The sequence below is a fragment of the Streptomyces sp. TLI_105 genome (assembly GCF_900105415.1).
Taxonomy (GTDB): Bacteria; Actinomycetota; Actinomycetes; order Streptomycetales; family Streptomycetaceae; genus Streptomyces.
Genome location: NZ_FNSM01000001.1, coordinates 8075631 through 8102218, shown reverse-complemented (window position 1 = coordinate 8102218; position 26588 = coordinate 8075631). Strand labels below are relative to the sequence as shown.

The window sequence follows — 26588 nt, the reverse complement described above, 5'->3', positions numbered from 1 at the left end:
GCGCCATGACCGCACTCACCCCCGGCCTCTCCCCCGAGTCCGCGAAGCGAGCCGCCGGCCCCGGCCGCGGTGCCGTCCGGCGGCTCGCCGGGGCCCTGCACCAGCGGCCCCGGCTGCGCCTCGCCGCCCTGCTCACCGCCCCGCTGCTCTGGCTGGTCCTCGCCTACCTCGGCTCCCTCGCGGCCCTGTTCCTCTCCGCCTTCTGGACGACCGACACCTTCACCTCCGAGGTCGTCCGGATCTGGACCTCGCAGAACTTCGAGGAACTCGTCAGCTCTCCCGTCTACCGCACGGTCGCCCTGCGCACCATCGGCGTCGCCCTGGTCGTGACCGCGCTCTGCGCCGTCATCGCCTTCCCCCTCGCCTTCTACACGGCGCGCGTCGCGCACCCGCGCCGCCGCCCGCTGTTCGTGGTCGCGCTGCTCATGCCGCTGTGGGCCGGCTACCTCGTGAAGGTGTACGCGTGGCGGCTCATCCTCTCCGAAGGGGGGCCGCTCGACTGGGCGCTGCGGCCGTTCGGCCTCAGCGGGCCGGGGTACGGGCTCACGGCGACGGTGCTCGTCCTGACGTACCTCTGGCTGCCGTACATGGCGCTGCCGATCCACACCGCGCTCGTCCAGCTGCCCGACAACCTCCTGAACGCCTCGGCGGACCTCGGGGCGAGGACCTGGCGGACCTTCGTCTCGGTGGTGCTGCCGCTGGTGTGGCCGGCGGTGGCCGCGGGGTCCGTCTTCACCTTCTCCCTGAGCCTCGGCGACTACATCACCGTGCAGATCGTCGGCGGCAAGACCCAGCTGATCGGCAACCTCGTCTACTCCAACGTCACCCTGAACATGCCGCTGGCGGCCGCGCTCGGCACCGTGCCGGTCGCCGTCATCGTGGTGTACCTCCTCGCGGTGCGGCGCTCCGGTGCGCTGCGCAGCCTGTGAACGGCCGGAAGGACCGCGACCGATGAACCTCTCCCGTCCCGCGCGGATCGCGCTGCGCACCGCGGCCGGCCTCGGCTTCGCGGCGATCTACCTCCCGCTGCTGCTCGTCCTGCTCGGCTCGCTCAACCCGGACCGCTCGGCGAGCTGGCCGCCGCCCGGCCTCACGCTCGACTGGTGGGCGGCGGCCTGGGAGAACGAGGGCGCCCGCGAGGCGCTGTGGACCTCGGTCCGGGCGGGGCTCGCGGCGACGGCGGTGGCCCTGGTGCTCGGCACGCTCATCGCCTTCGCGGTGCAGCGGTACACCTTCTTCGGACGGGAGGCCGTCTCCTTCGCGGTGGTGCTGCCGATCGCGCTGCCCGGCATCGTCACGGGCATCGCGCTCAACTCGGCCTTCGGCACGGTCCTGGAACCCCTCGGCGTCGGCCTCGGGATGTTCACGGTGGTCGTGGGCCACGCCACCTTCTGCATCGTGGTCGTCTTCAACAACGTGGTGGCGCGGCTGCGGCGGCTGCCCGGCTCGTACGAGGAGGCGGCGATGGACCTGGGGGCGGACACGTTCCGCGTCTTCCGGGACATCACCTTCCCGCTGCTGCGCTCGGCGCTGCTCGCGGGCGGGCTGCTCGCCTTCGCGCTGTCCTTCGACGAGATCGTGGTGACGACGTTCACGGCGGGGCCCGGGGTGCAGACCCTGCCGGTGTGGATCTTCAACAACATGACCCGCCCTCAGCAGGCCCCGGTGGTGAACGTGGTGGCGGCGGCGCTCGTCCTGCTCTCGGTGATCCCGATCTACGCGGCACAGCGGCTCTCCTCGGACACGCCGGGCGGCGGACGGGTGTGAGGTCAGCGGGGCGTCTTCTTCACCCATTCGAGGGTCACGCGCAGGCTCGCGTTCGCGCTGCCCTGCACGACGAGCGCGGTGAGCCCGCCCGCGTCCAGGCCGAGCCGGCAGCCGAACTCGACGGTCGCGCGGTCGGGGGCCGCCTGATGGAGCGCCTCGCCGATCTGTCCGGCGAAGGAGGAGAGGGCCTCGGTGACGCTCGACAGGTCGGGCAGGCGACCGTCGATCCCTTCGAGGTCCGAACCGGGTCCGTCGAGGTCCGGTCCCGACCCTTCGCGGTCCGGGCCGGGCTCTTCGAGGTCCCGCTGCGGGCCGAGGCGTCGCGTCTCCACGAAGAGCGGTCGCGTCCCCGACCTCGACCTTGGTGACGTCCGGCATCGAAGCTCCCTGAGGTCGGCGGGAACGGGCAGGACGTCAGTATCACCGAGGGGCGGTCGGGAGGGACGGATCGGTTCGTTCAGAGTGTCGGGCCCAGCGCACCCGCGAGCGACCTGGGAGCGGGGCCGGTGGCGTCCGTGGCGAGGGCGCTGCCCCGGAGCCACTCGGGCCAGCTGAGATTCCAGTCGCCGAAGCCGTTGTCGAAGGGCGTCATGGGCTTCCCGTACCCGTTGACGACCCGTACGAGGTCTCCCTCGCGCACCGTGTGGAAGAGCCAGGCGGCGTCCTCGGTGCTCATGCCCGTGCAGCCGTGGCTGACGTCCTCGTTGCCCTGGGAGTCGAGCGACCACGGCGCGGCGTGCAGGTACTCGCCGCTCCAGGTCACCCGGGTGGCCCAGCGGACCTTGAGGTCGTAGAAGTCGGTGCTGCCGCGGGCGATGCCGATGGAGTCGCCGCGCATGCGGACGAGGGGCTCCTTGCCGAGGACGACCTTGACGCCGCCTCGGGTGCGGTAGCCGGCCTTGCCGGTGGTGACCGGGAGGGCGCGCAGGAGTTCTCCGTCGCGGAAGACGTTCATCCGGTGGGCGGAGACGTCGGTGACGGCCTCGATCCGGGCGCCCGTGGTGAACGTGAGGGGGCGTGAGGGGCCGCCGTAGAGGCCGCCGCCGATGGGGGCCCCGTCGAGGCCGCTGTGGACGCGGACCGTGGCGTGGGCGGGCCAGTACGTGCGGGGCCGGTAGTGGAGGGTGGCGGAGTCGACCCAGTGCCAGGCGCCGTCGACGTGGGGCTCGGACCGCACGTCGAGGGCCCGTTCCACGGCGCGGCGGGCATCGGGGGCGTCCTCCGGCACGGGCCGGCTGAGCTCGGCGGTGACCGGCCGGCCCACCCCGTACGTGCCGCCGTCCTCGGGTCCGAAGGTGACGGTCAGCCGCTCTCCGGCGGGCATCGGGGCGGTCCGGAAGTCGAGGCGGGCGCGGCGCGCGCCGCCCGCCCCCGCCCCGTCGACGACGAGCCGGGCGGCGTACCGGGCTCCGGCCGGCAGGGGTGCGGCGCTGGTCCACCGGGTGTGGTCCGCGCTCTGCGCTCCGGCGATCCGGCGGCCGCGCTGGTCGGTGACGGTGACGTCGGCGAGCACTCCGGGGGTGCGGAGCGCGAGCTCCACGGGCCCGGTGGCCTTCGGACCGAGCGTGAACGGGCGGCCCGTGAGGACGCGGTCGCCGCCGAGGACGACCGAGTGGCGCGGGTCGGAGCAGAGGCCTCCGCCGGCGGCACAGCCGTCCACCGCGACGACGGCGGTGGCGCCGCGGGAGGCGGCGGCCCGCCGCTCGTCCTCGGAGTCCCGGTCCGGCGACTGGGCCGCCGTGCTGACGAGGACGGCCCCGACGGCGAGGGAGAGGGCTCCCCACCCCCGTGCGTATCGGCGTGACGACACGTCGGACTCCCTCTCCTTCATCCGGCGACATCGGCGGACGGTGCCGACCGCAGCATCAAAGCGGATGAGAGGAGAAAAAGATGATCAAGGCACCGGGCGTGGCGGCGGAGTCGGGGGCGAGACGACTCGAATGGGTCAGCGGGCCGGTTCCGGAAGCTCCTCACCGGTCTCCAGAAGGGACTTGAGGCTGGAGATCAGCGCGGGCCAGCCCTCGCCGATCAGCCCCTTGATGGTGCCGTCGGGCTCCAGGTCCCCATGGGTGACCGTGAGCTTGACCATGTCGCCGGACGGCTCGATCACGAAGGTGACCCGGGACCGGCGCTCGCGGACGAGGCGCTCGTACGCCTCCTCCTCCAGACGGACCGCCTCCGCCCAGGCGGGGGTGAAGGTGTGCCACGTGTACGAGAGGAGGCGACCGGGCTCGGCCGCGAGGACGACCTGCTCGGGGTCTTCGGTCCTGCGGCCGTTCTCGTCCCAGACCATCGGCGCGCCCGGGGTCCAGTCCGATTCGAAGGCGACGCCCCAGTAGCGGCGCGTGAGCTCCGGGTCGGTGAGCGCCTGCCAGAGCTCCTCGGGGGTGGTCCGGATGTAGGTGGTGTAGACGAACGAGTCGCTGTCCATCGTGCTGCCCCTCGGATCTGCTCCCCCGCGGCCTGCCCCTCTCCACCCTAGGCAGGCGCCGGACGGACGTGCCAGCGAAGAACCGCCGTCCGGCACGGGGCGCCCCGTCGGTTGATTAGGTGCGGAGGAAACTATTCAACGTGCTGCTAGCGTGTCCGGATGTCCCTCAAGCACGCCGTCCTCGCAGCTCTCCTGGAGGGCGAGGCCTCCGGATACGACCTGGCCAAGATCTTCGACGTGTCCGTCGCCAACTTCTGGGCCGCCACCCCGCAGCAGCTCTACCGCGAGCTGGAGCGGCTCGCCGAGGCCGGTCTGATCACGGCCCGCGTGGTGGAGCAGGAACGGCGCCCCAACAAGCGGATGTTCAGCCTCACCGAGCCCGGCAGGCAGGATCTGGTCGCCTACACGACGACACCGCCGCGCCCGAGCGCCGTCCGCGACGAACTGCTGGTGCAGGTGCAGGCCTGCGACGAGGGCGACACCGCGGCCGTCCGCGAGTTCGTGGCCCAGCGGATGGAGACGGCCCGGGCGAAGCTGGCCCGCTACGACCGGCTGCGGGAGTGGATGCTCGACGGCCGGGACGAGGACACCTATCTGGGTGAGGCGGAGCGGGTCGGGCCGTACCTCACGCTGATGCGCGGGCGGTTCTTCGAGGAGGAGAACCTGCGCTGGGGCGAGCGCGCCCTCGCCGTGCTCGACCGGCGCGCCGCCGCGCGCGACGTCGCCCCGCGGAGGGATGACGCCGCCTCTACTCTGCGGTAACGTCACCGCCCGGCCGCCGGAGGCACCGGGGGCGACACAGGGACGGATCGGGCGGGCCTGAAATGAACGTCGGTGACCTCGTCGAGGACTTCACCCTTCCGGACGAGACGGGCGCTCCGCGCTCGCTGACCGGCCTGCTCTCCGAAGGCCCGGTCGTCCTCTTCTTCTATCCGGCGGCCCTCACGCCGGGCTGCACCGCCGAGGCCTGTCACTTCCGTGACCTGGCGGCCGAGTTCCGCGACGTCGGCGCCCTGCCCGTCGGCATCAGCTCCGACGGGGTGGAGCGGCAGCAGGAGTTCGCCGAGCGGCACTCGCTCGGCTACCCCCTGCTGTCCGACGCGGACGGCGCCATACGGGAGCGGTTCGGCGTGAAGCGAGGGTTCTCGCTGGCCCCGACGAAACGGGTCACCTTCGTGATCGGCCAGGACCGGCGGGTCCGGGAGGTCGTCCGCAGCGAACTGCGGATGAGCGCGCACGCGGACCGCGCCCTGGCCGCCTTGCGCGGCGCCTGACCGGGGCTCTTCCTGCGCCGTGCCTGCTCGGGGCGGGACCCTCGGGTGCCGAAGGGCTTCGCTGCCGGTCAGATGCCGAGCAGCTTCGCCTTGGCGGCGGCGAACTCCTCGGGGGTGAGCAGGCCCTGCTGGGCGAGCTCGCCGAGCCGGGCCAGCTGGTCGGTGATCGACGGTGCCCCGCCGGCGGCGGTCGGCGCGCTCGGCGCCGACGGAGGGGCCGCCGGGGGCTGCTGCCGGTCCTGGAGTTCGACGACGGCCTGCTCCTGGTCCTCCTCCCGGCGCGCGGCGCGGGCGGAGTTGCGGCCCGCCGCGTAGGCCGCGCCGCCCACGAGGGCGCCGCGCAACAGGGGCGCGCCCACGGGCCGGACGACCGGTCTCCCGAGAGGGCGTCGTCGCATGAACACGATCAGCCCTTTCCGACCGCGGCGGCGGCCACGGCCTCGCGATAGGCGCGCCGCGCCTCCTCGACGACCTCGGGCGGGATGCGCACCGTCCCGGCGATCCGGCCGCCGGCCTCGCGGATCGCGTCCGCCGCCCGCGCGGCCCAGACGTGCTCGACGAGCAGCACCAGCGCGCACGAACCCGGTTCGAGCGCCTCGGCGGCCTCGGCCGCGTCCTCGGGGCCGAGCAGGTTGACCTCGGGGCCGATCTCGGCGGTGGCCTCGTCGTACTCCTCGTACTCGACGAGTTCTGAGGTGGAGACCTCGCCGGTGACGGACTTGACGACGACGAGCGAGTCGATCAGCCGTACCTGTCCCGCTCTGCGCAGCTCCGCGATGGCCGTCACCGCCGCCACTTTCAGCCGCTCTCCCGGGAAGGCGAGCACGACACATTCCACCGGACCCATGGTGCTCCGTCCCGTTCCTCGTACGGTTCGCGGCTCCGCGCGGGCGTGTGATGCGTCGGCTCGGCGGTCCGCGCCCTCCATCCGAACACGGCGGCGGAGGGCCCGCACGCGGGCGGTCACGACATGCGGACGCGCGAGGGTCGGGTGAGACTCGCTGCATCGCCGGGCCTTCCCCGGTCCGCGCGGGAACGGAGTGTGCAGGAATGGACGACTACCCCCTTCTCAACCTCTTCTGGACGATGCTGTGGTTCTTCCTCTGGATCATGTGGCTGTTCCTGCTGTTCAAGGTGATCACCGACATCTTCCGTGACCACTCGCTCGGCGGCTGGGGCAAGGCCGGCTGGCTGATCTTCTGCATCCTGCTCCCCTACCTCGGCGTGCTGGTGTACGTCATCGCACGCGGCAAGGGCATGGGGCAGCGGGACATCAAGCAGGTGAAGGAGAGCGAAGCGGCGTTCCAGGACTACATCCGCAAGACCGCCGGTTCGCCGGGCGGGGGTGGCGGAGCCGCCGACGAACTGGCCCGGCTCGCCGACCTCAAGGCGAAGGGCGCCATCACGGCCGAGGAGTTCGAGAAGGCCAAGGCCAAGGTCCTGTCCTGAGACTCCACAAGTGGCGGGCGGGGCGGCGGCGCGCCGGAGCCGACGGAGGCGGGCGCGGCGACGGAGGCGGGCGCGGCGACGGGCTCAAGGGTTCCCTGCTGCGGGAGATCGCGGCGGAGCCCGGGAGGCTTCCGGAAGCGCTCGCCTCCTTCGCCCTGCGTCACCTGGGCCCCGGGGCAGGGGCATCGGTCGAACGCCTGCGTGCCGCCCATCCCGACGCCGACGGGACGGCCCTGCGAGCCCTCGTCGTCGCACGCGGACGCCGGAGGGTCACGGCGGAGGGGTCCTTCGTCGGTGGCCCCTTCCTGGTCTTCGTCCCCGTGGCGTTCTGCGGAGCCCTGCTGTCCCAGGCACGTATCGTGCTCGAACTCGCCGCCACCGAGGGGCGCGACACCACGGACCCGGAGCGCGCGGCCGAACTGCTCGTCCTGCAAGGGGTGTACGCCGACACCGCGGCGGCCCGGGCCGCCCTCGACACCGCCCCCGACAGGTCTCGGTCGGGGAAGCGGCGGGGACGGGTGGCCGCCTTCCGCGACCTGGTGCTGCGCATGGCCTGGCTGCTCGGACTGCTCACGCCCTCCGACGAGAAGGTGGGGCCATGGACCCGGATCGGCCAGTGGGCGCTCGTCGGCTGCGTGTTCCTGGTGGGCCTGGTGGCCCCGCTCGTCTGGCTGCCGTACATGGCCTTCTCGTACAACCGCGCCACCACCCGATTGGCCGACCGGGCCACCGTCTTCTACGCCGGCTCGCGCGACCTGCGCACTCCGCGGGGCGTCCGGGTCGATCCCGCCATGGCCGTGGCGGGGCTGCGCTCGCTGGGATCGATGATGCTGCCGGCGGTGGCCCTGCTCCTGGTCGTCGCCACCGACACCCGGATCGCCGGCGGGCGGTGGCCGGTGGTCGGGATCGTCCTGACGACGAGCTGTCTGGTCACGGGCGGGTGGTGGCTGTGGCGGCGCCGGCGACGCCGAAAGCAGCCCCCTTAATACGTATCCGAAATATGCCTTTGATACGGTCGGGCCGTGAGGCTGACGAAGTTCACCGACCTGGCGCTCCGTGCCGTGATGCGCCTGGCGGTCACCGCACCCGAGGAGTCCGTCACCACCCGCGAGGTGGCGGAGTCGATGGACGTGCCCTACGCCCACATGGCGAAGGTGGTCACCCGGCTCCAGCACCTCGGCGTGGTCGAGGCGCGGCGCGGCCGGGGCGGCGGTCTGGCCCTGACGGAGCTGGGGCGGCGCTCGTCGGTGGGCTGGCTGGCCCGGACCCTGGAGGGCGAGGAGGAGGTCGTCGCCTGCGAGGGCGATCCGCCGTGCCCGCTGCGCACCGCGTGCCGGCTGCGCGGAGCGCTGCGCGAGGCGCAGGAGGCCTTCTACCGCGTGCTGGATCCGTTGACCGTGGCGGAGCTCGTGGAGTCGCCGACCGGTCCGCTGCTGCTGACCCTCAGTCCGCACCCCGCGGGATCGCCCTGACGGCACCCGCCCCCGGGGAGGCATCCGCACGCCTTTTAATAAGTAGATGATCTACCAGATTGGAAGTTCCCATGCTGTCCGAGCAGGCCGTTCCGGTCGTCCGCGCCACCCTGCCCGCCGTCGGAGGGGCGCTCGACGAGATCACCGAGCGCTTCTACGGTCGCCTCTTCGCCGCCCACCCCGAGCTGCTGCGCGACCTGTTCAACCGGGGCAACCAGGCCAACGGCGACCAGCGGAAGGCGCTCGCCGGCTCCATAGCCGCCTTCGCCGTCGCCCTGCTGGAGAACCCGGACGGCCGCCCCGACGTCATGCTGTCCCGGATCGCGCACAAGCACGCCTCGCTCGGCGTCACCTCCGAGCAGTACAAGATCGTGCACGAACACCTCTTCGCCGCGATCGTGGAGGTCCTCGGCGACGCGGTGACCCCCGAGGTCGCACAGGCCTGGGACGAGGTGTACTGGCTGATGGCGAACGCGCTCGTCGCCGTGGAGGCCCGCCTCTACCAGGAGGCCGGTGTCGCCGAGGGCCAGGTCTGGCGGTCCATGGAGATCGCCGAGCGGCGGGAGGAGACGGCCGACACGGTGTCCCTCGTCCTGCGGCACACCGACGGCACCCCCACCGCCCCCTTCCGGCCGGGCCAGTACGTGAGCGTCCAGGTCACCTTGCCCGACGGCGCCCGGCAGATCCGTCAGTACAGCCTGTCCGCCGCCCCCGGACACCCGCAGTGGCGGATCACGGTGAAGCGGGTCGACGGCGATCCGGCGGGCGAGGTCTCCTCCTGGCTGCACGCCCACGCCGGTGCGGGCGACACCGTGGAGGTCTCGACCCCCTTCGGCGACCTGGTCCTGCCCGAGGGCGAGAGCCCCCTGCTGCTCGCCTCCGCCGGGATCGGCAGCACCCCGATGCTGGCGATGCTCGACCACCTGGTCGCCACCGGGTCGAACCGCCCGGTCGTCGTGGTGCACGCCGACCGCGCCCCCGCCTCCCACGCGCACGCCGACGAGCTGCGGCGACTCGTGGACGCGCTGCCGCAGGGGACGCTGCACCTCTGGTACGAGGAGCCGGGCGAGTCCGGCGCCCGGCCGGGCCGGGCGGACGTCACGCTCCTCGACCTTCCGGCGGGCACCACCGCGTACCTGTGCGGGCCGCTGCCCTTCCTCCGCGCTGTGCGGGGCGACCTCCTCGGCCGGGGCCTCGCGGCGGCGGACATCCACTACGAGGTGTTCGGCCCCGACCTGTGGCTCGGCACCGAGGGCTGACCCGCCTCCCCCCTCCTTCGATCGGGTGATCGATCCCGACTCCCAGCTGCGCCTGCTCCGACGCCTGGCCGCCTCGGCCCCGGGCGGCGACGGGCACGACACCGTCGTCATGCTGACCCGTCCGGTCCTCGCGGGTCCGCGGGAGCGGGCGGCGGCGAAGCGGATGGTGGACGGTCTCGACCCGGTGCGGGTCATCGCCGTGGACAGCGCCCGCGCGGCGGCCGCCTACGCCGCGCCGCCCGACGGGGGGCCGCTGCTGGTCGTCGACCTCGGCGCCCAGCTGACGGAGGTCACGCTCGTCGTGGACGGCCTCGTCGAGGACGCCCGGCAGGCCGAAGTGGGCCCCGACGACCTTCCGGAGCCGGGGAGCGGGCCGGACGCGATCGCCACGACGACCACCGACATGGTGAGCGGCCTGTGGCGGCACGACCGCACCGGAGCCGTCCGCGGGGCGCTGCGCCGGGGCGTCCTGGTGACCGGCGGTGGCGCCCTGCGACTCGACGTGACGGGACGCCTCGCCCACCTCCTGCGCGCCCGGCTCCGGCTGGCGGAAGACCCGTCCACCCGCGTCGTCCGCGGCGCGGGTCTGATGCCGGCCTCCGCCCCCGCCACCCGGCCGGCGCCCTCCCGCGCGGCTGACGGACGGGTGCACGGGAACGACGCGCAGGGGAAAGACCCAGGGGGAACGGCGCGCAGGGGAACGACAAAGCCCCGGTTGGACGGGGGATTCCAACCGGGGCCGATTGCCGTGACGGGGCGAAGGGCGGTCACCTCTTGGGGGGGACCTTGGGGACCGGGCCCCTTCGCAGTCACGTACATATGAACGGTAAACCTTTCCCGAATGTTCCGGGGCACCCCAGGTGGGCGATGTGAGTCACCTCACCCGTTTTCGCCGGGTCCGTCAGTCCCTCTCGGGGCGGTAGACGGTGCCGGGCTCGGCCTTGCCGGGCGCGAGGAGCTCCGGCACCGTCACGAACGTGAAGCCTCGCCGCTTCAGCTCGTCGATGATCGAGGGAACGGCCGGCACCGTCCCGTCGTAGATGTCGTGGAGCAGGATGATCCCGTCGCGGTGCGCGTTGTCGAGCACGCGCTGCCGTATGAGCGCCGAGTCGGTGGTGGAGTAGTCCTTGGCCGTGATGCTCCACAGGACCTGGGCGAGGCCGAGGTCCCGGCTGACGTCGGACACCGTGCCATCGGTGCGGCCCTGCGGCGGGCGCATGAGGGTGGGCTTCCGGCCGGTGATCTTCTCTATGGCGTCCTGGGTGCGGGAGAGCTCGTCGCGGATCTCGGACTCGTCGAGGTCGGTCAGGATCCGGTGCGACCAGGTGTGGTTGGCGACCTCGTGGCCCTCGTCGGCGATGCGCTTGACCACCTCGGGGTAGCGGTCGACGTGCTTGCTGCCGAGGAGGAAGAAGGTGGCGGGCACCTGCTTCTCCTTGAGGACGTCGAGGAGACGGGGGGTGTCCTTGCCCGGCCCCGCGTCGAAGGTCAGGGCTATGCACGTGACCTCGGCGCAGTCGACGCGGCGGGCCGTGCCCCCCGCCTTGTCGTCCGTGCCGCCCTCCTGCCGGGCGTCCTGCGGGGTGACCGGATCGACTCCGCAGGCCCCCAGAGTCAGCATCAGCGACACCGCGGCGAGCAGTGCCGTGCCCACCGCTCTGCCGCGGCCAGGCCTGGATCGGAACATGGTGGACCCGCTTTCCCCGTGGTGTCTTCGGTACGGCCGTCACCGCCGGTCAGTGCGGTGTGCGCGGCCGGAAGGCACTCTACACACGGTGTATACCGGGGATGTCGGCGGGGTCCGCCGACCGTTCACGGGCACACGAGAACCCCGGGCGGCGCCCGTCCGCGCCGCCCGGAGCGTCCATGCGTCCCGCTCAGCGGGACGCGAGCAACAGCCGGGCCTCGGTCTCCTGGTCACCGGAGACGGCCTGCAGGGACTGGATGTCGAAGCCGGTGGCGAGCACCTTCTCGACCTCGTCGACGGCTCGGTAGCCGCCGTTGAGCGTGACTCCGACCGGGGCGGTCAGGTGGACGGGGCCCACCTCCTCGTGCCGTCCGCCGGCCGTGTCGAACGTGGCGGTCCAGACAGTGGGAGCCGGTCCCGTGGCCGCCTGGGGGTTCGGTGTCGTGTCCTCCAGCCGGTAGACCCGGTCGAGGACGTCGAACACCGCCTGGGCGTCCTCCTTGCAGCAGTCGTTGAGCTGCACGGTGACGTCGGTGTCGATGTGCAAGTCGTACACGTCGCTCATCTCCTCGCGGCCCGCCGGCCTGTCGTGGTGCCACGCGCTCCTCGTGCCACGCCTCCAGCATCCCTCGCGGACGGCCGCCCCGCGAGGGCCGTCTCCCTCCGTCAGCGGCCTTCGACGACGCGCTCGACGGTGTCGGCCTCCGAGGCACGTTTGTCGGGCCGGTGCCGTACGACCCGGGCGAAGCGGAGCGTGACGCCCGCCGGGTAGCGCGTGGAGACCTGGAGCCCGTCGTACGCGATCTCCACGACGAGCTCGGGCCGTACGCGTACGGTGAAGCCGTCGTCCGACACGGCGAGCTCCCGGAGCCGCTCGGTCTGCCAGCGCAGCATCTGGTCGGTGAGCCCCTTGAAGGTCTTTCCGAGCATGACGAAGCCGCCGTCGGCGGTCCGTGCGCCGAGGTGGAGGTTGGAGAGCAGCCCGGTTCTGCGGCCGTGACCCCGCTCCACGGCGAGCACGACGAGGTCGACGGTGTGGACGGGTTTCACCTTCAGCCAGGTGCGCCCCCGGCGACCGGCCACATAGGGCGCTTCCAGCGCCTTGACGAGCACGCCCTCGTGCCCCCGGGCCAGGGTGTCCGCGTAGAACCGCTCGGCGGCCTCGGTCTGCGCGGGCTCGGCCGGATCGGTGACGACGGCGCGGCGGACCCGCTGCGACTCCGGCAGCAGACGGGCGAGGACCGCGTGCCGCTCCAGGCCCGGCCGGTCGATCAGCTCCTCCCCCTCCATCGCGAGGACGTCGAAGAAGACCGCCGTGAGAGGAAGCACGGCACGCGCACCGGCCACGTCGATCCGGGAGCCGACCCGGGCGGAGATCGTCTGGAAGGAGGCGGGCCTGCCGCTCCCGGCGTCGAGCGCGATCACCTCGCCGTCCAGGACGAACCCGTCGGCGGCGACCGCGCGGGCCGTCGCGACCACCTCGGGGAGGCGGTCGGTGATGTCGTCGAGCGTCCGGGTGTACACCCGGACGTCGTCGCCGCGCCGATGCACCTGGATGCGGATCCCGTCGAGCTTCTCCTCGACCGCGCACGGCCCCAGGTCGGCGATCGCCTCGGCGACGGAAGCGGCGGTGTGGGCGAGCATGGGCTGCACGGGACTGCCGACCCGCAGGGTGAACCGCTCCAGCGCGGTGGCCCCCTCGGCGAGCACGGCCTGGGCGACCGACGGCAGCGAGCCTTCGAGCATCACGGCGCGCCGCAGTTCGAGGGCGGGCACCCCGGCCGCCCGCGCGACCCCCTCCAGGGCGATGGCGTCGAGAGCCCCCTGCCGCACCTCTCCCGTCAGCAACCGCACCAGGAGTTCCTGCTCGTCGTGGGTGGCGGCGGAGAACAGTCCGTGGACGAGTCGGCTCCGCTCGGCACGGGCTCCGGCGCCCGACACGGCGGCGAGCTCCGTCATCGTCGCGTCGACCTGCCCGAGCGTGAGAGCGGGTCCTTCGGCAGGCGGAACGGCCGGCGGGACGACGTCCTTGAGGACGCTCCATCCGACCCCGATCCGCCCCTGCGGCAGCCGCCCGGACAGATACGCGATGACGAGCGGGCTCTCGTCGGGCCCGGCCTCGGCGAACAGCTCGGCCAGCAGAGCGATCTTGCGCGAGCGCGCGGAGGCGGCGGTGACCTCCCGGGACACTTCCGCGACACGCGCCAGCAGCATGGGCCCATCCTCTCCACCGCCCGCCCCGACCGCATGTCAGAGCGCCCCGTCAGGGCCAGGCCACCGGACGCCTCCGCCGCCGGGACCGCGCCGCACCCGCCGCCCTCCCCCGTCGGAAACGCTCCAGGAACCTCGTCCGCACCGGACGGCCCGCCGACGGGTCGATCGCCACGGCCCGCCCCGCGGGGACGGACGCTGCTGGAACGGGCACTGCCGGAAGGAGCACTGTCGGAACGGGCGCTGCCGGAACGGGCGCTGTCGGCACAGGCACCGCGGGAACGGCCGGCATCGACACTGGAGCCGCAGGACCCGAAGCCGCCGTCGCCGGCACCCCGTGCACCGGCACTTCCGGAACCACCTCCCCGGCGACCGGCACCATCGCAACCGCCTCCGCCCGAACCGGCCCAGCCAGTGGCACCGTCGATGCCGACGCACCGACTCCGACCGCGCGCGTCTCGCCGGGATGCGGGGCCTGTCGCTCCGCGCGTGCCTCGTCCAGCGCCAGGGCGAGGCTCAGTCGGTGCCAGAGGATCTCGTCCGGGTCGTCGGCCAGCGTCAGCCGCTCGGCGATCTCCCGCGCGACCGGCGGCACCGGCATCCCGGGCGGCGGAGGCGGGCGCAACCGGTCGAGGTGCGTGCGCTCGTACGGATCGTCGACGACCTCGGCCACCTGGACCGGGTCGAGCAGGGAGGCGATGGCGGCGGCGCGCGCCCAGGGGTCCTCGGTGGCTCGGAGCAACAGGGAGAGCCGCCGCGCCCGCCAGTTCCTCGCCCGCAGGTCCTCGTGCGCGGCGAGACGCTCGCGGAGGTACAGCGGCAGCCGCCCGGTGAGGAGAGCCGGGCAGGTGAGGCCGAACTCGACGACCTCCTGCGCCAGATACAGCCACACCACCATCCGGTACCGGTTCAGCGAGAACCGCACCGGGCTGATGTGTCCCGTCCGGGCCAGCCGGGTGAACCGGTCGGCGGTGATTCCGAGGAGGGCGGCGGCCTCCCCCGTACCGACCGCGCGCACCCGCTCGCGCAGGCCGGCGGGGAAGTCCGGGGCGGCCCTGAGGCGGTCGAGCTCGCGCCGCTCGACCCGCCGCCGCTCCCCTTCGCCGGCCGGCACCGTCCTCACCAAGCCGAGCTGGACCGCGAGCCGGAACTCGTCGCGCCTCAGCTCCAGTTCCTGCGCGGCCCGCCCCGGTGCCACCGTGCGCGCTCCTTCGTCCACCGTCATTTCGCGGCCCTCCCCCTGCGTCCGTGTCCTCTTCAGGCAGCGGGCCTCTCGGGCCCACACAGAAGAACGTAACGCAGAGTGACGACAGCCGCACCGCCTGTGGAAAACGACCTGTGGACAACTCCGGGCAGCAGCGTCAGAGCACGCCGCCGCCCGGGAGGCCGGGCTGCCGCGCCGCCACGCCGAGGTGTTCGCCGACCCGGTTGACCAGCAGCGTCATCTCGTACGCCACCTGACCGACGTCCGCCTCCGCCGCGCTCAGGACACACAGGCAGCTGCCCTCGCCCGCCGCCGTCACGAAGAGCAGCGCGTCGTCGAACTCCACCATCGTCTGCCGTGCCCGGCCCGCCCTGAAGTGCCGCCCCGAGCCCCGTGCGAGGCTGTGCAGACCGGAGGAGACGGCCGCCAGGTGCTCGGCGTCCTCGCGGACGAGTCCGCTGCTCGCGCCCGTCACCAGGCCGTCGTTCGACAGCACCAGTGCGTGCCGTATGTATCCGACCCGCTGCGTCAGGTCGTCCAGGAGCCAGTCCAGTTCCTTGTCCAACGCCATCAGTGGTCCTCCCCCTAGCGGTTGCGGCCCCCTCGGCCCGGACCCTGGTGGTCCTCAAGGCCTGCGTGGTCCGTCCCGTCGTGGTCCGCGTATCGCCGCAAGCCTTACGCACTGTCGTGGACAGGGCAAGCACCACACCACGCCCGCGCGTGCCGCGGACGCGGTGACGCCACCTCAGCCGACCGTGTCCAGGAGCCGGGCGGTGTGCATCCGCCCCGCGTACTCGACCAGACGGATCAGCACTTCCTTCCCCGAGTCGCGGTCGCGCGCGTCGCACAGCACGACGGGCGTGCCGCGGTCCAGGTCGAGGGCGCGGGACACGTCGTGCGCCCCGTACGCACGCGCGCCCGTGAAGCAGTTGACCGCGACCACGAAGGGGATCTTCCGGTGCTCGAAGTAGTCGACCGCCGGGAAGCAGTCCTCCAGGCGTCGCGTGTCGGCGAGGACGACGGCCCCCAGGGCGCCCTGCGACAGCTCGTCCCAGAGGAACCAGAACCGGTCCTGGCCGGGCGTGCCGAAGAGGTAGAGCGAGAGCCCGGAGCGGATCGTGATGCGGCCGAAGTCCATGGCGACGGTCGTGGTGGTCTTCTGGTCGACGCCACCGGTGTCGTCGACGAGTTCCCCGGCCCTGCTGAGCTGTTCCTCCGTGCGCAGGGGCCGGATCTCGCTGACCGCGCCGACGAGGGTGGTCTTCCCGACGCCGAATCCGCCGGCGACCAGGATCTTCAGCGCGAGGGCGGAGGTGTCCGCTGCGTCGCCCTCGCCGGTGCTCTCAGAGCGCTCGTAGGCCATCGATTACTTCCCTCAGGATTCTTTCGTCAGGGAGCTGAGCGGGCGGTACGGGTCGGCTGACGCGCACGAAGCCCGATTCGAGGAGGTCGCCGAGGAGGACCCGGACGACCCCGACGGGCAGGTCGGCGTCGGCGGCGAGTTCGGCCACCGACTGGGTCTCGGCCCGGCACAGGGTCAGCAGGGACCGGTGTTCGGGGCCGAGGAGTGCTTCCTCTGCCGGTCCGGGCGGCTCGTCGTCCACGACGACGAGGGCGATGAGGTCGAACCGTACGTTGCTGGGGCCCGGCTTGGTCCGTCCGCCGGTCATCGCGTACGGACGTACGAGCGGTCCCGCGTCGGCGTCGTACCACTGACTGCCCGGTACGGGCGGGCCGTCGCCGGCGCTGTCGTCGTTCATGGGTCTCTCCGGGTCAGCCGGCGGCCGGCGGGGTCACCGTGAGGCGCGGCGGGGTGTGCAGGTGCTCGCCGACGCGCTTCACGAGCCGGGCCATCTCGTAGGCGATGAGGCCGATGTCGGCGCTCACGGAGCTGAGGACGGCGAGGCAGGAGCCGTCTCCCGCCGCGGCGACGAAGAGGAAGCCGTCGTCCATCTCGACCATCGTCTGGCGGACTCCGCCGGTGTGGAACTGCCGTCCGGCGCCCTTGGCGAGGCTGTGGAAGCCGGAGGCGATGGCGGCCAGGTGCTCGGCGTCCTCACGGCTGAGCCCGTTGGAGGCGCCCACGGCGAGTCCGTCGTTCGAGAGCACCACGGTGTGGCGGACCTCGCGGACCCGCATGACGAGGTCGTCGAGGAGCCAGTCCAGCTCGCCGGACCGGTGGTGCGAGGTCCGCTCGTGGTCGATCATGCGTCGTCTCCTTCGGAGCGAGGGTCGAGAGGTGCGGTGCCGTGGCCGAGGCCGTGGCCCGTGTCGGTTCCGAAGCCCGTGCCGAGGGGTCGCCTGGCGCCCGGGGCGGCGCCGCCGCCCCGCTGCCAGCCGTCCCGGTACGCCGCCATCCGGTCCCGGACCTGTTCCGGGGTGCGCGTGTCCGTGCCGGGTGCGACCGGTGCGGACACCGGTGTCGGGGCGGGTGCCTCGCGCAGCTGCGGAACGAGACTCGCCTGTCGTACGCGTCGGGGCAGTTCGCTCCCCGCATCGGCCCGGTCGGCCGGTGCGGCGGGCGGCTGCTCCGCCGGAGGCGTCGGTACGGAGGAGTCGCGTCGGCGGAGTTCGGTCACTGCGGCGGAGGCGGGAGCGGGTGCGGAGGAAAGGGCGGGTGCGGGAGCGGGCGCGGGCACGGCGGTCGGGCGTGCCGGCGGCTGCGGGCGGGAGGCCGGAGGGGACTGCGGCGGGCCCGCGCGCCGCGATCCGTCCGGCTGCTGGGACAGGCTCGCGGGGCGCGTTCCCGTCTGCGGCTGCGGGGCGGCCCGGCGTCCGGACGCGGCGGGAGAGGCCGGGTTCCCGGGGAGCGCGGGGTTCGTCGGGGCGGCGGGCGGGGCGGGCTGGGCGATCTGGGGCCGGCCGAAGCGGCGGGCCTCGGCGCGGCGCGCCTCCTCGCGCTCCCGCGCGGCGCGTTCGTTGTCGTCGTACGGGGCCCCTTCGGGTCGGACTCCGCTCCGTGCGGCGTCGGCACCCGGCCCGCCCGACGTGTGGGTACGGGGGCTCCCCGCGCGCGGGGTTCCGTCGTGGGGCGTGTCGGAGTCGGCCGCCGGCGTGCCGCGGCCGGGTGGCAGCGCGCCCTGGAGCAGGTCGGTCGGGAGCAGGACGACGGCGGTCGTACCGCCGTAGGGGGACGTCCTCAGATGGACCTTGATGTCGTGGCGGGAGGAGAGGCGGCTGACCACGAAGAGGCCGAGCCGGTCGCTGTCGAAGAGGTCGAGGGCCTCGGACTGGGCGATACGGGCGTTCGCCTCGGCGAGGGTCTCCTTGCCCATGCCGAGCCCCCGGTCCTCGATCTCCAGGGCGTAGCCGTTGCCGACGGGTTCGCCGCTGACCCGGACCTTGGTGTGGGGCGGGGAGAACTGGGCGGCGTTCTCGATGAGTTCGGCCAGGAGGTGGGTGAGGTCGGCGACGGCTCCGCCGACGACGGCCGTCTCGGGAAGCCGGCGCACCTCCACGCGCGCGTAGTCCTCGATCTCGGAGACGGCGGCGCGGACGACGTTGGTGAGGGGGACGGGCATGCGCCAGGCGCGCCCGGGGGCGGCTCCGGAGAGGATGATCAGGCTCTCCGCGTGGCGCCGCATACGGGTGGTGAGGTGGTCGAGCCGGAAGAGGTCGCCGAGCTCGTTGGGATCGTCGGCGCGCCGTTCCATGCTGTCCAGGAGGTTGAGCTGGCGATGGACGAGGACCTGGCTGCGGCGGGCGAGGTTGACGAACACCCCGGAGATGCCGCTGGCGAGTTCGGCGCGTTCGACGGCGGCGGAGAGCGCCGCGCGGTGGACGGTGGTGAGTGCCTCGCCGACCTGGCCGATCTCGTCCTGGGAGACGGGCCCGGGCGGCGCTTCGGCCTGGACGTCGATCTCCTCGCCCGCTCGGAGCCGGCGCATGGCGGCGGGGAGTTTGCGGCGCGCGATGCCGAGGGCGGTGTTGCGGAGGCTGACGAGCTCGACGACGAGGCCGCGACCGATCCGTACGGAGATGACGAGCGAGGCGGCGACGGCGGCGAGACCGAGGACGACCGCCGCACCGCTCGCCGTGAGGACGCCGGCGAAGGGGTCGGAGCGGTCGGCGGCCGCGCGGCGCGCGTCGGTCTCGATCGCGGCGAGTCCGCCGTGTACGGCCGCGAGGGCGTCGTCCCACTCGGTGGAGGTGACCGCCTGTGCGGCGGGGCGGCCCGGGTCGGCGGCGCTGACCCGGTCCTCCGCCCGGGTGAGCCGGGCGTGGTCGCCGCCGGCGGAGAGGCGGGCCCAGGCGGTGCGCGCGGCGGCGGGCAGGTCGGGGGTGGCCGAGTCGGTGAGGGCGCGCCGGGTCTCGACGGCCCCGGAGAAGTCGCGGAGTCGGTCGGCGGAGAGCCGGCCGGTGAGGTGGGCGGAGGTGAGGAGGGCGTCCTCGCGGGACAGCATCTCGCCGGCCCGGCCGAATTCGAGGAGTACGCGCGCGTCGGCCCCCTGCTCTGCGTCCTGGATGCCGGTGAGGGCGCCGTCGACCGCGAAGGCGGCGGAGACGGCGTCCGTGTACTCCTCGTACACCTGGTCCCAGTCGGCGCGCCCGTCGGCCGCGGCGGTACGGAGCCGGGCGAGGCCCTCGACCTTGCCGACGAACGCGCTCACCCGGACGGCGACGTCGCCGGGCAGGTCCCCGGTGTCGCCGACGGTGTGCGAGCCGTCCAGGCGGAGCCGGGCGACGGCCTCGTCCGTCCGGCGGATCCGGTCCTTGAGCTCGGCGGCCCGGGCGGTGCCGGGCGCCGCGACCTGCCGTACGGCGGCGCGTCGTTCGGCCTGGAGCGCGGTGAGGGCGGCCGTCACGGGCTCGCGGATCTCGGCGTCGACGCGCTGGAGCCGACGGAGGCCGGCGACGTCCTGCGCGGTGGTGACGGTGGCGAAGCCCCAGAGGGCGAAGAGCGAGACGACCGGAACCATGAGGAGCGAGACGATCTTGGCGCGGACCGAGCGGGGGCGCAGGCCGTGGAACGCGGGACGGACGCGGTGCTCGTCGGGCGGCGGAGGCCCGGCGGGGGCCCCGGACCGCGCGTAAGGCCGCCCGGAGATCGGTCCCGAGGGCTGTGCGGTCGCACCGGCGCCCCCGCCGGCGGCGCCCGGCGTCGCGGTGCCCGCGTGCCCCGCGGTCGGTGGGGTCCCGGGGGTCCGGTCCCCCGGCTCGTCGGCGGGCGGGCCCGCGTGTGCGCGCCGCCCGCGCGCGGCCGCCGGTGGCGGCGTGGCCGCCTCGGCGTCCTTGGTCTTGCGGGGAGTTCGCATGGCCTCCTCGTTCCGGCTGCGTCTGTGCTCTGGTGCGGTAGGGCGCGGCGTGGGGTGCGCCAGGGGTCGGATCAGGTCGTGGGCGTACGGGCCGCTTCCCCGGCGCGGAACGTATGGGCCGCTTCCCCGGCGCGGAAGCCGGGCGGTGCGACGTCGACCGCGCGCTTGTCCGGTTCGGTGAGACGGCCGGCCGAGGCGTACGCGGCGCGTTCGCCGGCCGTCGGGGTGAGGGCGACGAAGGCGGAGGTGATGAACAGGTACGAGCCGAGGCCGACGGCGAGGGGGAAGATGAACTGCATGAGCATGGCTCCCGGGAGAGGGGCGCTGGAGGGGACGACCTCGATCCGCACGGCGAACATGCCGGTGTAGTGCATGCTGGTGACGGCCGCTCCCATCACGAGCGAGGCGACGGCCACGGCCGCGGGCGCGTGGATGTTGAGCGCAGCCCAGAGGGCTGCCGTGGCGGCGACGACGGCGATCAGGACGGAGAGTCCGACGAGGAGCGGGTCGTATCGCACCTGGCCGTGGAGCCGGAGTGCGGCCATGCCCATGTAGTGCATGCTCGCCACACCGACGCCCGTGGTCAGACCGCCGATCAGGAGCGAACGGACCCGGTCGCGTCCGTAGCCGACGGCGAAGACGCCGATCCCGACGACGACCATCGCCATGACGAGGCTGAGGAGGGTGAGCGGAACGTCGTAGCGGATGTCGGTGCCCGTCACTCCGAATCCGAGCATCGCCACGAAGTGCATCGTCCAGATGCCGGTGCCGATCGCGGAGGCGGCGGTGATCAGCCAGTTGCGCCGTGACCGGCCGGTCGCGTCGAGCGCTCGCACGGTGCAGCGCAGCCCGAGGGCGGCGCCGATGCAGGCCATCGCGTACGACAGCGCGGGTGTCAGCCAGCCGAAGGTGGCGTGGTCCAGGTGTCCCATGGCCCAGGGACGCTAGTGCGCATCGGGGGGCGCATCGGGGGCGCATTTCGAAAGCTGCTGGAATATGACAGAGAGATGGTTCCGAACGATCAGGCCGAGTTCGAACGGGCACGCAGAACGTTCACCCCTCCGGGTAACGAATCCTGCGAGATCATGAACTCATGAGCGATGACCCCACTCAGGTACGAGAATTCTTCGGCGCCCGCGCCGCCGACTGGGACAGCCGGTTCCCCGACGACGGCCCCGCGTACGCCGCCGCCGTGGGCGAGCTCGGCCTGCACCCCGGCGACGCGGTGCTGGACGCCGGCTGCGGGACTGGCCGGGCGCTCCCGCCGCTCCGGGCCGCCGTCGGCCCCTCCGGCACGGTGCTCGGCGCCGATCTCACCCCCGAGATGATCGAGCGGGCCGTCGCCGCCGGACGCGGCGGCGAGGAAGGCGGGACGCTGCTGCTCGCCGACGTCGGCCGGCTCCCGGTGCACGACGGCGCGCTCGACGCCGTGTTCGGGGCGGGCCTCGTCTCGCACCTCGCGGACCCCGTCGTCGGCCTGCGGGAACTCGCCCGCGTCGTACGGCCCGGGGGCCGCCTCGCCCTCTTCCACCCGATCGGGCGAGCCGCCCTCGCCGCCCGTCACGGCCGGCAGATCACGCCGGACGACCTGCGCGCGGAGCCCCGGCTGCGTCCCCTGCTCGCCGAGGCCGGCTGGCGGCTCGTCGACTACGTCGACGAGGACGCGCGCTACCTGGCCCTCGCGGTCCGCGAGTCCTGAGCCGCCTCGGCCGGCGAAAGGGACGGTACGCGCCCGACGAGGCGGCCAGCCGGGGCGCGGGATCCTCAGGGGCCTGCGCGCGGACGCGCTCCCACTCACCGACCGAGCCCACCGGACGCGCGCCCCCACATACCTCTCACGGATGCCAACGCCCCCTTCTTTACCGGCACTTCACTGTCTACCGTGGAGGTGCCGGGCAGTCGTGCCCGGGAAAGGCGGCGGGCCGTGGCACGAGTTCCGGAAAGACTGCGCAGACTCCTCCCCTCCGGCCGGAAGGCGCCCGAAGCCGCCGCTCCGGCGCCACCGCGCCCCCGCCAGGGGCACAACCTCTTCGAGGCGGCCGCCGAGTACGTGGCCGCCTGCGCCGAGGACGACCCGGCGCGGGCGGAGGAGGCGGCGAGCCGGGTCTCCCCCGGCATGCTCTCCTTCGGAGTGAACGAACTGGCCTGCCGCGCCCTGATCACCCTCGCCCGGGAACGGAACCAGTCCCCCCGCACCGTGGCCCGCTCTCTGCTCGGCCTGCGTGACCAGTCGACCGCCCGGCGGGCTGGCGACGCGTGACGGAGGCGACCCGAAGGCGCGAGGTTCCGGGGCGGAGACCCTCGACGCGCGGGTTACCCACTGGTTAAGGTGCGCCGACGACCAGATGGGGAGGACACCGTGGCTGGGACGGACCCGATCGCCGACGCCGACGCCGACGCGCTGTTTGTGCTGACCGCGGCACTGCTGACGCCCGGGCGCTTCCCGAGCGTGCTCGGTGACGACTACCCGGCGGCCTGCGCCGCGCTGGGCCTGCGGCCGTACGCCGAGGGGTACGGGCTCGTGTTCGGCCAGGACGGGCACGGGGCCCGCTGGACGGTCGTCGTCGACGACGTGTCGCTCGTCGCGGTGGCCATCTCCTCCTGGGACTGCGGCATGGCCTACGACCTGTCCCCCGACGAGCGTTCGGTGGTGGCCGGGCTGCCGGGCTGGCCGCTCCCCGTGGCGACCGTCGCCCCCGGTGTCCCGGCCCCGCACGACCCGGAGCCCGAAGAGGGCGATCCCGCACCGCTGGTCCCGCCCTCCGGCGCGGAGTGGGGGCCGGCGCAGCGCCGGCTGGGCGCCGACGAGGTGGCGCTCCAGTGGGACGCCTGGCGGGCCCGGGTGGGCGACGAGGGACCGGACGGAGGGCCGCCGGCGGCGGCCTCCGGCGCGGAGACCACGGGATCCGGCACCACGGCCTCCGACCCGTACACCGGGGTCAGGAAGGCCCTGCACGAGCTGCGCGGCTATCTGGAGGAGCCGCCGCCGGTGGGACGGGTGCGGTCGGCCTCCGGGATGCTGCGTGCCGACGGTCCGGGCTGGTCGCTCGTGGCCAAGGCCGACGACATGGCGTTCGTCCTCCTCGACGAGCTGCCGCGCGAGGTGCTGCCCGTGACGCGGGGGCCGCAGCTGCCCGCTCTCCTCGAAGCGCTCGACGCGATGGCCGTGCGCTCCTCCTGAAGGCCTCCTCGAAACGCTCGACGCCATGGCCGTCCGCTCCCCCTGAGATCCCCCGCCCGTCTCTGCCCCGTCTTGACTCCCCATAGAACGACGGCCCGAGGTGTGGTTCCCAGCCATGGCCCGACGACAGGGGTGCGCCGCACGATGTGGCGCCGCACCCCTTTCCGTCGTCCCACCGGAGGCCCGCCATGCGCCTGTTCCCAGGCGTCTCCTTGATCACCGCGCTCCTCGCCGGGGTCACCGTCCTCGCCCCGGCGAGCCCCGCCGGGGCCGAAGCGCCGGCTGCCGCGCACTGCGCGCGCCAGAGCCGGATCCATGTGCCCGGCGCCGAACGCCGGCAGTCCGCCTGTCTGGACGACCTCACGACCACCGGGCTCGCCGGCACCCCGTACACCGATCTGGCGGACCAGGCCGGTCTCGCCGCGAAGGCGACCCGCAACCCCTCGGGGGTGCCCGGCATCCAGGTCGACGGCTACTTCCCCGACGACTCCCGCCTCAACACCACCCACGGCTGGACCCATGACGCGCAGTTCGTCATCCGGCTGCCCGACCACTGGAACGGCGGGCTCGTCGTCACCGGCTCCCCCGGAAGCCGGCGCCAGTACTCCACGGACGCACTGATCTCCGACCAGGTGCTCGCCCGGGGCTTCGCCTACGCAGCCACCGACAAGGGCAACACCGGCCCGGACTTCTTCACCGACGGGCGGGAGCCGGGCGACGCCGTCGTCGAGTGGAACCGCCGCGTGACCGAGCTGACGCGAGCCGCCAAGAAGGTCGTACGGCAGCGCTACGGCCGGGCTCCGGAGCGCACGTACATGACCGGCATCTCCAACGCCGGCTACCTCACGCGCTGGCAGCTGGAGAACCGGCCCGAGCTGTACGACGGCGGGGTCGACTGGGAGGGCGTGCTGTGGACGACACACGGCCCGAACCTCCTGACGAGCCTGCCGGTGACGGTGGCCCGGTCCCAGGGTCTCGCCGATGACGAGGACCTGATCGCGGCGGGCTTCGCACCCGGCTCGCGCTTCCTGTGGCCGTACCACGAGAAGGCCTACTGGGGTCTGACGCAGAAGCTCTTCCGGGCCGAGTTCGACCCCTCGTACGACCCGGCCTGCCCCGGCTCCACCGCCGGCGGGACCGTGGAGCAGATCTTCGCGCCCTGCGCCTCGGACGCCACGTACGACTACGCCTCGCGGCCGGCGTCCGTCCACCGCGCGGTCGCGAAGGTCGCGCTCACCGGAAGGATCGGCAAGCCCCTCATCACGCTCCACGGCGATCTCGACACCCTGCTGCCGATCGCCACTGACTCCGACGTGTACGCGCGGATGATCGACGCGCGGGGCCGGGGCGGACTGCACCGCTACTACACGGTGCAGGACGGGACGCACACGGACGGCCTCTACGACGCGTATCCGGACCGGCTGCGGCCGATCCTGCCGTGCTACCGCTCCGCGTTCGACGCCCTGACGCGCTGGGTCGAGGAGGGTACGACGCCGCCCTCGGACCGTACGATCGCGCGGCCCGCGAGCGGTGACGTGGTCAACTCCTGCGCCCTGGAGGGCTGAGCAGGGGCTTCGGGCGGCTCAGACCCGCTCCAGCGGGCGGTGCGGCTCCGGCGGCAGTTCGGCCCGGATCGGGTCGCCGGGCCGCACCTCCCCGCCGGTGAGCACGACGCCCATGATGCCCGCCTTGCGCACGATCTCGCCGTTCTCGTCCCGGCCGAGGACCTGCTTGAGCAGGCCGTGCCGGAAGCCGTCGATCTGCGCACAGGGGTTGCGCAGTCCGGTGACCTCGACGACGGCCTCCGCGCCGAGGTGGAGGAGGGTGCCGGTGGGCAGGGAGAGGAGGTCGATCCCCCGGGTCGTGACGTTCTCGCCGAGGTCGCCGGGGGCGACCTCGAAGCCGGCGCCCGCGACCTCGTCGAAGAGCTCGGCGTGGATGAGGTGGACCTGACGGAGGTTGGGCTGGGTGGGGTCCTGCGCGACGCGGGACCGGTGCTTCACCGTCACGCCCGCGTGGACGTCGCCCTCCACACCGAGCCCGGCGAGGAGGGTGATGCCCTCCCGGTTGGGCTTGGTGAACGAGTACGTGCCGTTGCTGCTGACCGTGGTGACGGTGCCGCTGGTCATGGTGGGAGCTCCCCCTTCTCTTCCGGTCCGGTGAGCGGCTTCCCGCCGCCCTTCCGGACCGATGATCACATCACGCCTCGACGTACGACCCTACTCCGCGTCCTCGCCGCGGAGCGGTGCCCCCACCTCGTGCAGATGGCCGAGTGCCTGGCGGTACGAGTCCACGAAACCGGTCTCCGTGTACGGGACGCCCAGCGCGGCGCAGTGGGCCCGGACGGCGGGCTGGGCCAGCCGGAGGTTCGGGCGCGGCATGCTCGGGAAGAGGTGGTGCTCGACCTGGTAGTTGAGCCCGCCGAGGAACCAGTCGGTCAGGGCACCGCCCCGGATGTTGCGCGAGGTGAGGACCTGACGGCGCAGATGGCCCCAGCTGTCGCCGTCCGCGTGCTCGTCCGGCCGCTCCATGCCCTTGTGGTTGGGGGCGAAGGCCATGCCGAGGTGCACGCCGAGGAGCATCTGGTGGACGAGGGCGAAGACGAGGGCCTGGGCGGGCGTCAGGACCGTGAGGAGCAGCGCCGCGTATCCGGCGAAGTGGGCAAGCAGGAGGGCGCCCTCGACGAGCCGCTCGCGCCGGTCGCGGCACGGACCGTCCTCGGCGAGCAGGGCCTGGACCCCGTACACCTTGAGCGCGATGCCCTCCAGGGTGGTCAGCGGGAAGAACAGCCAGGCCTGGTGGCGGGTGAGGAACCCGCGCAGGCCCGTGCGGCCCGCCGTCTGGTGCTCGGCGAAGACGAGGATGTCTGCGGCGACGTCCGGGTCCTTGTCGAGGTGGTTGGGGTGGGCGTGGTGGCGGTTGTGCTTGTCGTTCCACCACTCCCGGCTCATGCCGAGCAGGAGGTTCGCGTGGACGAGCTGGAGGATGCGGCTCGCCCTGCGGTTCGCGGTGATCTGGGCGTGGCCGGCGTCGTGTCCGACGAAGGCGGCACGTGCGGAGAACAGGGCGAGGGGGACCGCGAGGAGCAGCGTCCACCAGGAGGGCCCTATCAGGGCGAGCCCGGCCACCACGGCGGCGATGCCGAGGAGGTTGACGACGATGCCGCGTGCGTACCAGCCGGGGCGGTGTTCGAGGAGGCCCTGTTCCCTGACCGTCCGCAGGAGGGGGCTGAACTCGCTGCCGCCCCGGGCGCGGGCGGGCGCCGCGACGGGGGCGGCGGCCGGGGGCAGGACGGTGGCCTGGGACATGGCGGGCTCCGGTTCTCGGTCGGTCGGTGCCGTGGGTTCACGGCCGGTTCTGGTCTCTGGGCGCCTACCGAGAACGTACGGATCCGTGAC

Annotated in this window: 30 protein-coding genes; 13 read left to right on the top strand and 17 right to left on the bottom strand. The window is 73.4% G+C overall.

Annotation, left to right across the window (positions count from 1 at the left end; translation table 11 throughout):
- Positions 1–5: 5 nt before the first annotated feature.
- Positions 6–929, top strand: a complete 924-nt coding sequence (locus tag BLW86_RS36830; protein WP_093878038.1) for an ABC transporter permease — start codon at positions 6–8, stop codon at positions 927–929.
- 22 nt (positions 930–951) lie between these two features.
- Positions 952–1767: an ABC transporter permease gene (locus tag BLW86_RS36825; protein WP_093878037.1), complete on the top strand. Its 816-nt coding sequence runs from the start codon at positions 952–954 to the stop codon at positions 1765–1767.
- 2 nt (positions 1768–1769) lie between these two features.
- Here BLW86_RS36825 and BLW86_RS36820 read toward each other — a convergent pair whose 3' ends face one another.
- From BLW86_RS36820 to BLW86_RS36810, 3 genes are all read right to left on the bottom strand, one after another.
- Positions 1770–2099 (bottom strand): CU044_2847 family protein, encoded by a 330-nt coding sequence (locus BLW86_RS36820; RefSeq protein ID WP_093878036.1) that lies wholly within the window; start codon positions 2097–2099, stop codon positions 1770–1772.
- Between the two features lie 125 nt (positions 2100–2224).
- Complete coding sequence (locus BLW86_RS36815) at positions 2225–3577, bottom strand: L,D-transpeptidase (RefSeq protein WP_256341567.1); 1353 nt, start codon at positions 3575–3577, stop codon at positions 2225–2227.
- 135 nt (positions 3578–3712) lie between these two features.
- A complete protein-coding gene (locus BLW86_RS36810; RefSeq protein WP_093878034.1) occupies positions 3713–4198 on the bottom strand; it encodes an SRPBCC family protein in 486 nt (161 codons plus the stop codon).
- 159 nt (positions 4199–4357) lie between these two features.
- On the opposite strand from BLW86_RS36810, the gene BLW86_RS36805 reads away from it, so the two are divergent.
- Together BLW86_RS36805 and BLW86_RS36800 are read left to right on the top strand one after the other, a co-directional pair.
- Complete coding sequence (locus BLW86_RS36805) at positions 4358–4960, top strand: PadR family transcriptional regulator (RefSeq protein WP_093878033.1); 603 nt, start codon at positions 4358–4360, stop codon at positions 4958–4960.
- A 62-nt stretch (positions 4961–5022) separates the two neighbouring features.
- Positions 5023–5472 carry a peroxiredoxin gene (locus BLW86_RS36800; protein WP_093878032.1) on the top strand — a complete coding sequence of 150 codons (450 nt, stop codon included), beginning with the start codon at positions 5023–5025 and terminating at the stop codon, positions 5470–5472.
- Between the two features lie 68 nt (positions 5473–5540).
- Here BLW86_RS36800 and BLW86_RS36795 read toward each other — a convergent pair whose 3' ends face one another.
- On the bottom strand, positions 5541–5870 hold the full coding sequence (locus BLW86_RS36795; protein ID WP_093879066.1) for an SHOCT domain-containing protein: 330 nt from the start codon (positions 5868–5870) through the stop codon (positions 5541–5543).
- A gap of 8 nt (positions 5871–5878) precedes the next feature.
- A complete protein-coding gene (locus BLW86_RS36790; protein ID WP_093878031.1) occupies positions 5879–6319 on the bottom strand; it encodes a DUF6325 family protein in 441 nt (146 codons plus the stop codon).
- A gap of 203 nt (positions 6320–6522) precedes the next feature.
- Here BLW86_RS36790 and BLW86_RS36785 point away from each other — a divergent pair, with 203 nt between their 5' ends.
- The 5 genes from BLW86_RS36785 to BLW86_RS36765 all read left to right on the top strand — a co-directional run bounded on the left by BLW86_RS36785 (position 6523) and on the right by BLW86_RS36765 (position 10475).
- Positions 6523–6921 (top strand): SHOCT domain-containing protein, encoded by a 399-nt coding sequence (locus tag BLW86_RS36785; protein ID WP_093878030.1) that lies wholly within the window; start codon positions 6523–6525, stop codon positions 6919–6921.
- A gap of 320 nt (positions 6922–7241) precedes the next feature.
- Positions 7242–7907: a hypothetical protein gene (locus BLW86_RS36780; RefSeq protein WP_143060323.1), complete on the top strand. Its 666-nt coding sequence runs from the start codon at positions 7242–7244 to the stop codon at positions 7905–7907.
- A 36-nt stretch (positions 7908–7943) separates the two neighbouring features.
- Positions 7944–8393 carry an RrF2 family transcriptional regulator gene (locus tag BLW86_RS36775; protein WP_093878028.1) on the top strand — a complete coding sequence of 150 codons (450 nt, stop codon included), beginning with the start codon at positions 7944–7946 and terminating at the stop codon, positions 8391–8393.
- 71 nt (positions 8394–8464) lie between these two features.
- Positions 8465–9652 (top strand): globin domain-containing protein, encoded by a 1188-nt coding sequence (locus BLW86_RS36770; protein WP_093878027.1) that lies wholly within the window; start codon positions 8465–8467, stop codon positions 9650–9652.
- A gap of 25 nt (positions 9653–9677) precedes the next feature.
- A complete protein-coding gene (locus BLW86_RS36765) occupies positions 9678–10475 on the top strand; it encodes a rod shape-determining protein MreC (protein WP_256341566.1) in 798 nt (265 codons plus the stop codon).
- Positions 10476–10553: 78 nt separating this feature from the next.
- On the opposite strand, the gene BLW86_RS36760 is transcribed toward BLW86_RS36765, so the two are convergent.
- The 10 genes from BLW86_RS36760 to BLW86_RS36710 all read right to left on the bottom strand — a co-directional run bounded on the left by BLW86_RS36760 (position 10554) and on the right by BLW86_RS36710 (position 20941).
- On the bottom strand, positions 10554–11339 hold the full coding sequence (locus BLW86_RS36760) for a polysaccharide deacetylase family protein (protein ID WP_093878026.1): 786 nt from the start codon (positions 11337–11339) through the stop codon (positions 10554–10556).
- A gap of 190 nt (positions 11340–11529) precedes the next feature.
- A complete protein-coding gene (locus BLW86_RS36755) occupies positions 11530–11904 on the bottom strand; it encodes a hypothetical protein (RefSeq protein WP_093878025.1) in 375 nt (124 codons plus the stop codon).
- Between the two features lie 101 nt (positions 11905–12005).
- The gene (locus BLW86_RS36750; RefSeq protein ID WP_093878024.1) at positions 12006–13553 is read right to left on the bottom strand and encodes an ATP-dependent DNA ligase; all 1548 of its coding nucleotides are present in this window, start codon (positions 13551–13553) and stop codon (positions 12006–12008) included.
- Between the two features lie 49 nt (positions 13554–13602).
- Positions 13603–14775 (bottom strand): DUF6397 family protein, encoded by a 1173-nt coding sequence (locus BLW86_RS36745; RefSeq protein WP_093878023.1) that lies wholly within the window; start codon positions 14773–14775, stop codon positions 13603–13605.
- A gap of 136 nt (positions 14776–14911) precedes the next feature.
- Complete coding sequence (locus BLW86_RS36740; RefSeq protein WP_030690178.1) at positions 14912–15325, bottom strand: roadblock/LC7 domain-containing protein; 414 nt, start codon at positions 15323–15325, stop codon at positions 14912–14914.
- Between the two features lie 174 nt (positions 15326–15499).
- Positions 15500–16117 carry a GTP-binding protein gene (locus BLW86_RS36735; protein WP_093878022.1) on the bottom strand — a complete coding sequence of 206 codons (618 nt, stop codon included), beginning with the start codon at positions 16115–16117 and terminating at the stop codon, positions 15500–15502.
- The gene (locus BLW86_RS36730) at positions 16098–16514 is read right to left on the bottom strand and encodes a DUF742 domain-containing protein (RefSeq protein WP_093878021.1); all 417 of its coding nucleotides are present in this window, start codon (positions 16512–16514) and stop codon (positions 16098–16100) included. Before BLW86_RS36730 ends, BLW86_RS36735 begins: the two co-directional genes overlap by 20 nt.
- A 13-nt stretch (positions 16515–16527) precedes the next feature.
- The gene (locus BLW86_RS36725; protein ID WP_093878020.1) at positions 16528–16962 is read right to left on the bottom strand and encodes a roadblock/LC7 domain-containing protein; all 435 of its coding nucleotides are present in this window, start codon (positions 16960–16962) and stop codon (positions 16528–16530) included.
- Complete coding sequence (locus tag BLW86_RS36715; RefSeq protein ID WP_177181859.1) at positions 16959–20009, bottom strand: sensor histidine kinase; 3051 nt, start codon at positions 20007–20009, stop codon at positions 16959–16961. Before BLW86_RS36715 ends, BLW86_RS36725 begins: the two co-directional genes overlap by 4 nt.
- 71 nt (positions 20010–20080) lie before the next feature.
- Complete coding sequence (locus tag BLW86_RS36710; protein ID WP_093878018.1) at positions 20081–20941, bottom strand: MHYT domain-containing protein; 861 nt, start codon at positions 20939–20941, stop codon at positions 20081–20083.
- 161 nt (positions 20942–21102) lie between these two features.
- Between BLW86_RS36710 and BLW86_RS36705 the strand changes: the two genes are divergently transcribed.
- The 4 genes from BLW86_RS36705 to BLW86_RS36690 all read left to right on the top strand — a co-directional run bounded on the left by BLW86_RS36705 (position 21103) and on the right by BLW86_RS36690 (position 24755).
- A complete protein-coding gene (locus tag BLW86_RS36705; protein WP_093878017.1) occupies positions 21103–21708 on the top strand; it encodes a class I SAM-dependent methyltransferase in 606 nt (201 codons plus the stop codon).
- A gap of 225 nt (positions 21709–21933) precedes the next feature.
- Positions 21934–22269, top strand: a complete 336-nt coding sequence (locus tag BLW86_RS36700; protein WP_093878016.1) for a hypothetical protein — start codon at positions 21934–21936, stop codon at positions 22267–22269.
- Between the two features lie 99 nt (positions 22270–22368).
- The gene (locus BLW86_RS36695; RefSeq protein ID WP_093878015.1) at positions 22369–23190 is read left to right on the top strand and encodes a hypothetical protein; all 822 of its coding nucleotides are present in this window, start codon (positions 22369–22371) and stop codon (positions 23188–23190) included.
- Between the two features lie 188 nt (positions 23191–23378).
- The gene (locus tag BLW86_RS36690; RefSeq protein ID WP_093878014.1) at positions 23379–24755 is read left to right on the top strand and encodes a tannase/feruloyl esterase family alpha/beta hydrolase; all 1377 of its coding nucleotides are present in this window, start codon (positions 23379–23381) and stop codon (positions 24753–24755) included.
- 18 nt (positions 24756–24773) lie between these two features.
- Here the strand turns inward: BLW86_RS36690 and BLW86_RS36685 are convergent, their stop codons facing one another.
- The gene (locus BLW86_RS36685; protein ID WP_093878013.1) at positions 24774–25319 is read right to left on the bottom strand and encodes an MOSC domain-containing protein; all 546 of its coding nucleotides are present in this window, start codon (positions 25317–25319) and stop codon (positions 24774–24776) included.
- A gap of 90 nt (positions 25320–25409) precedes the next feature.
- Entirely contained in the window at positions 25410–26498 is a 1089-nt protein-coding gene (locus BLW86_RS36680; protein WP_093878012.1) for a fatty acid desaturase family protein, read from the bottom strand.
- Positions 26499–26588: the final 90 nt, after the last annotated feature.

Bases quoted from the DNA above. Each gene is read 5' to 3' on its own strand.
- BLW86_RS36830 (WP_093878038.1), top strand. From the start codon at position 6: ATGACCGCACTCACCCCCGGCCTCTCCCCCGAGTCCGCGAAGCGAGCC.
- BLW86_RS36825 (WP_093878037.1), top strand. From the start codon at position 952: ATGAACCTCTCCCGTCCCGCGCGGATCGCGCTGCGCACCGCGGCCGGC.
- BLW86_RS36810 (WP_093878034.1), bottom strand. From the start codon at position 4,198: ATGGACAGCGACTCGTTCGTCTACACCACCTACATCCGGACCACCCCC.
- BLW86_RS36805 (WP_093878033.1), top strand. From the start codon at position 4,358: ATGTCCCTCAAGCACGCCGTCCTCGCAGCTCTCCTGGAGGGCGAGGCC.
- BLW86_RS36800 (WP_093878032.1), top strand. From the start codon at position 5,023: ATGAACGTCGGTGACCTCGTCGAGGACTTCACCCTTCCGGACGAGACG.
- BLW86_RS36795 (WP_093879066.1), bottom strand. From the start codon at position 5,870: ATGCGACGACGCCCTCTCGGGAGACCGGTCGTCCGGCCCGTGGGCGCG.
- BLW86_RS36790 (WP_093878031.1), bottom strand. From the start codon at position 6,319: ATGGGTCCGGTGGAATGTGTCGTGCTCGCCTTCCCGGGAGAGCGGCTG.
- BLW86_RS36785 (WP_093878030.1), top strand. From the start codon at position 6,523: ATGGACGACTACCCCCTTCTCAACCTCTTCTGGACGATGCTGTGGTTC.
- BLW86_RS36770 (WP_093878027.1), top strand. From the start codon at position 8,465: ATGCTGTCCGAGCAGGCCGTTCCGGTCGTCCGCGCCACCCTGCCCGCC.
- BLW86_RS36760 (WP_093878026.1), bottom strand. From the start codon at position 11,339: ATGTTCCGATCCAGGCCTGGCCGCGGCAGAGCGGTGGGCACGGCACTG.
- BLW86_RS36755 (WP_093878025.1), bottom strand. From the start codon at position 11,904: ATGAGCGACGTGTACGACTTGCACATCGACACCGACGTCACCGTGCAG.
- BLW86_RS36750 (WP_093878024.1), bottom strand. From the start codon at position 13,553: ATGCTGCTGGCGCGTGTCGCGGAAGTGTCCCGGGAGGTCACCGCCGCC.
- BLW86_RS36745 (WP_093878023.1), bottom strand. From the start codon at position 14,775: ATGACGGTGGACGAAGGAGCGCGCACGGTGGCACCGGGGCGGGCCGCG.
- BLW86_RS36740 (WP_030690178.1), bottom strand. From the start codon at position 15,325: ATGGCGTTGGACAAGGAACTGGACTGGCTCCTGGACGACCTGACGCAG.
- BLW86_RS36735 (WP_093878022.1), bottom strand. From the start codon at position 16,117: ATGGCCTACGAGCGCTCTGAGAGCACCGGCGAGGGCGACGCAGCGGAC.
- BLW86_RS36730 (WP_093878021.1), bottom strand. From the start codon at position 16,514: ATGAACGACGACAGCGCCGGCGACGGCCCGCCCGTACCGGGCAGTCAG.
- BLW86_RS36725 (WP_093878020.1), bottom strand. From the start codon at position 16,962: ATGATCGACCACGAGCGGACCTCGCACCACCGGTCCGGCGAGCTGGAC.
- BLW86_RS36715 (WP_177181859.1), bottom strand. From the start codon at position 20,009: ATGCGAACTCCCCGCAAGACCAAGGACGCCGAGGCGGCCACGCCGCCA.
- BLW86_RS36710 (WP_093878018.1), bottom strand. From the start codon at position 20,941: ATGGGACACCTGGACCACGCCACCTTCGGCTGGCTGACACCCGCGCTG.
- BLW86_RS36705 (WP_093878017.1), top strand. From the start codon at position 21,103: ATGAGCGATGACCCCACTCAGGTACGAGAATTCTTCGGCGCCCGCGCC.
- BLW86_RS36690 (WP_093878014.1), top strand. From the start codon at position 23,379: ATGCGCCTGTTCCCAGGCGTCTCCTTGATCACCGCGCTCCTCGCCGGG.
- BLW86_RS36685 (WP_093878013.1), bottom strand. From the start codon at position 25,319: ATGACCAGCGGCACCGTCACCACGGTCAGCAGCAACGGCACGTACTCG.
- BLW86_RS36680 (WP_093878012.1), bottom strand. From the start codon at position 26,498: ATGTCCCAGGCCACCGTCCTGCCCCCGGCCGCCGCCCCCGTCGCGGCG.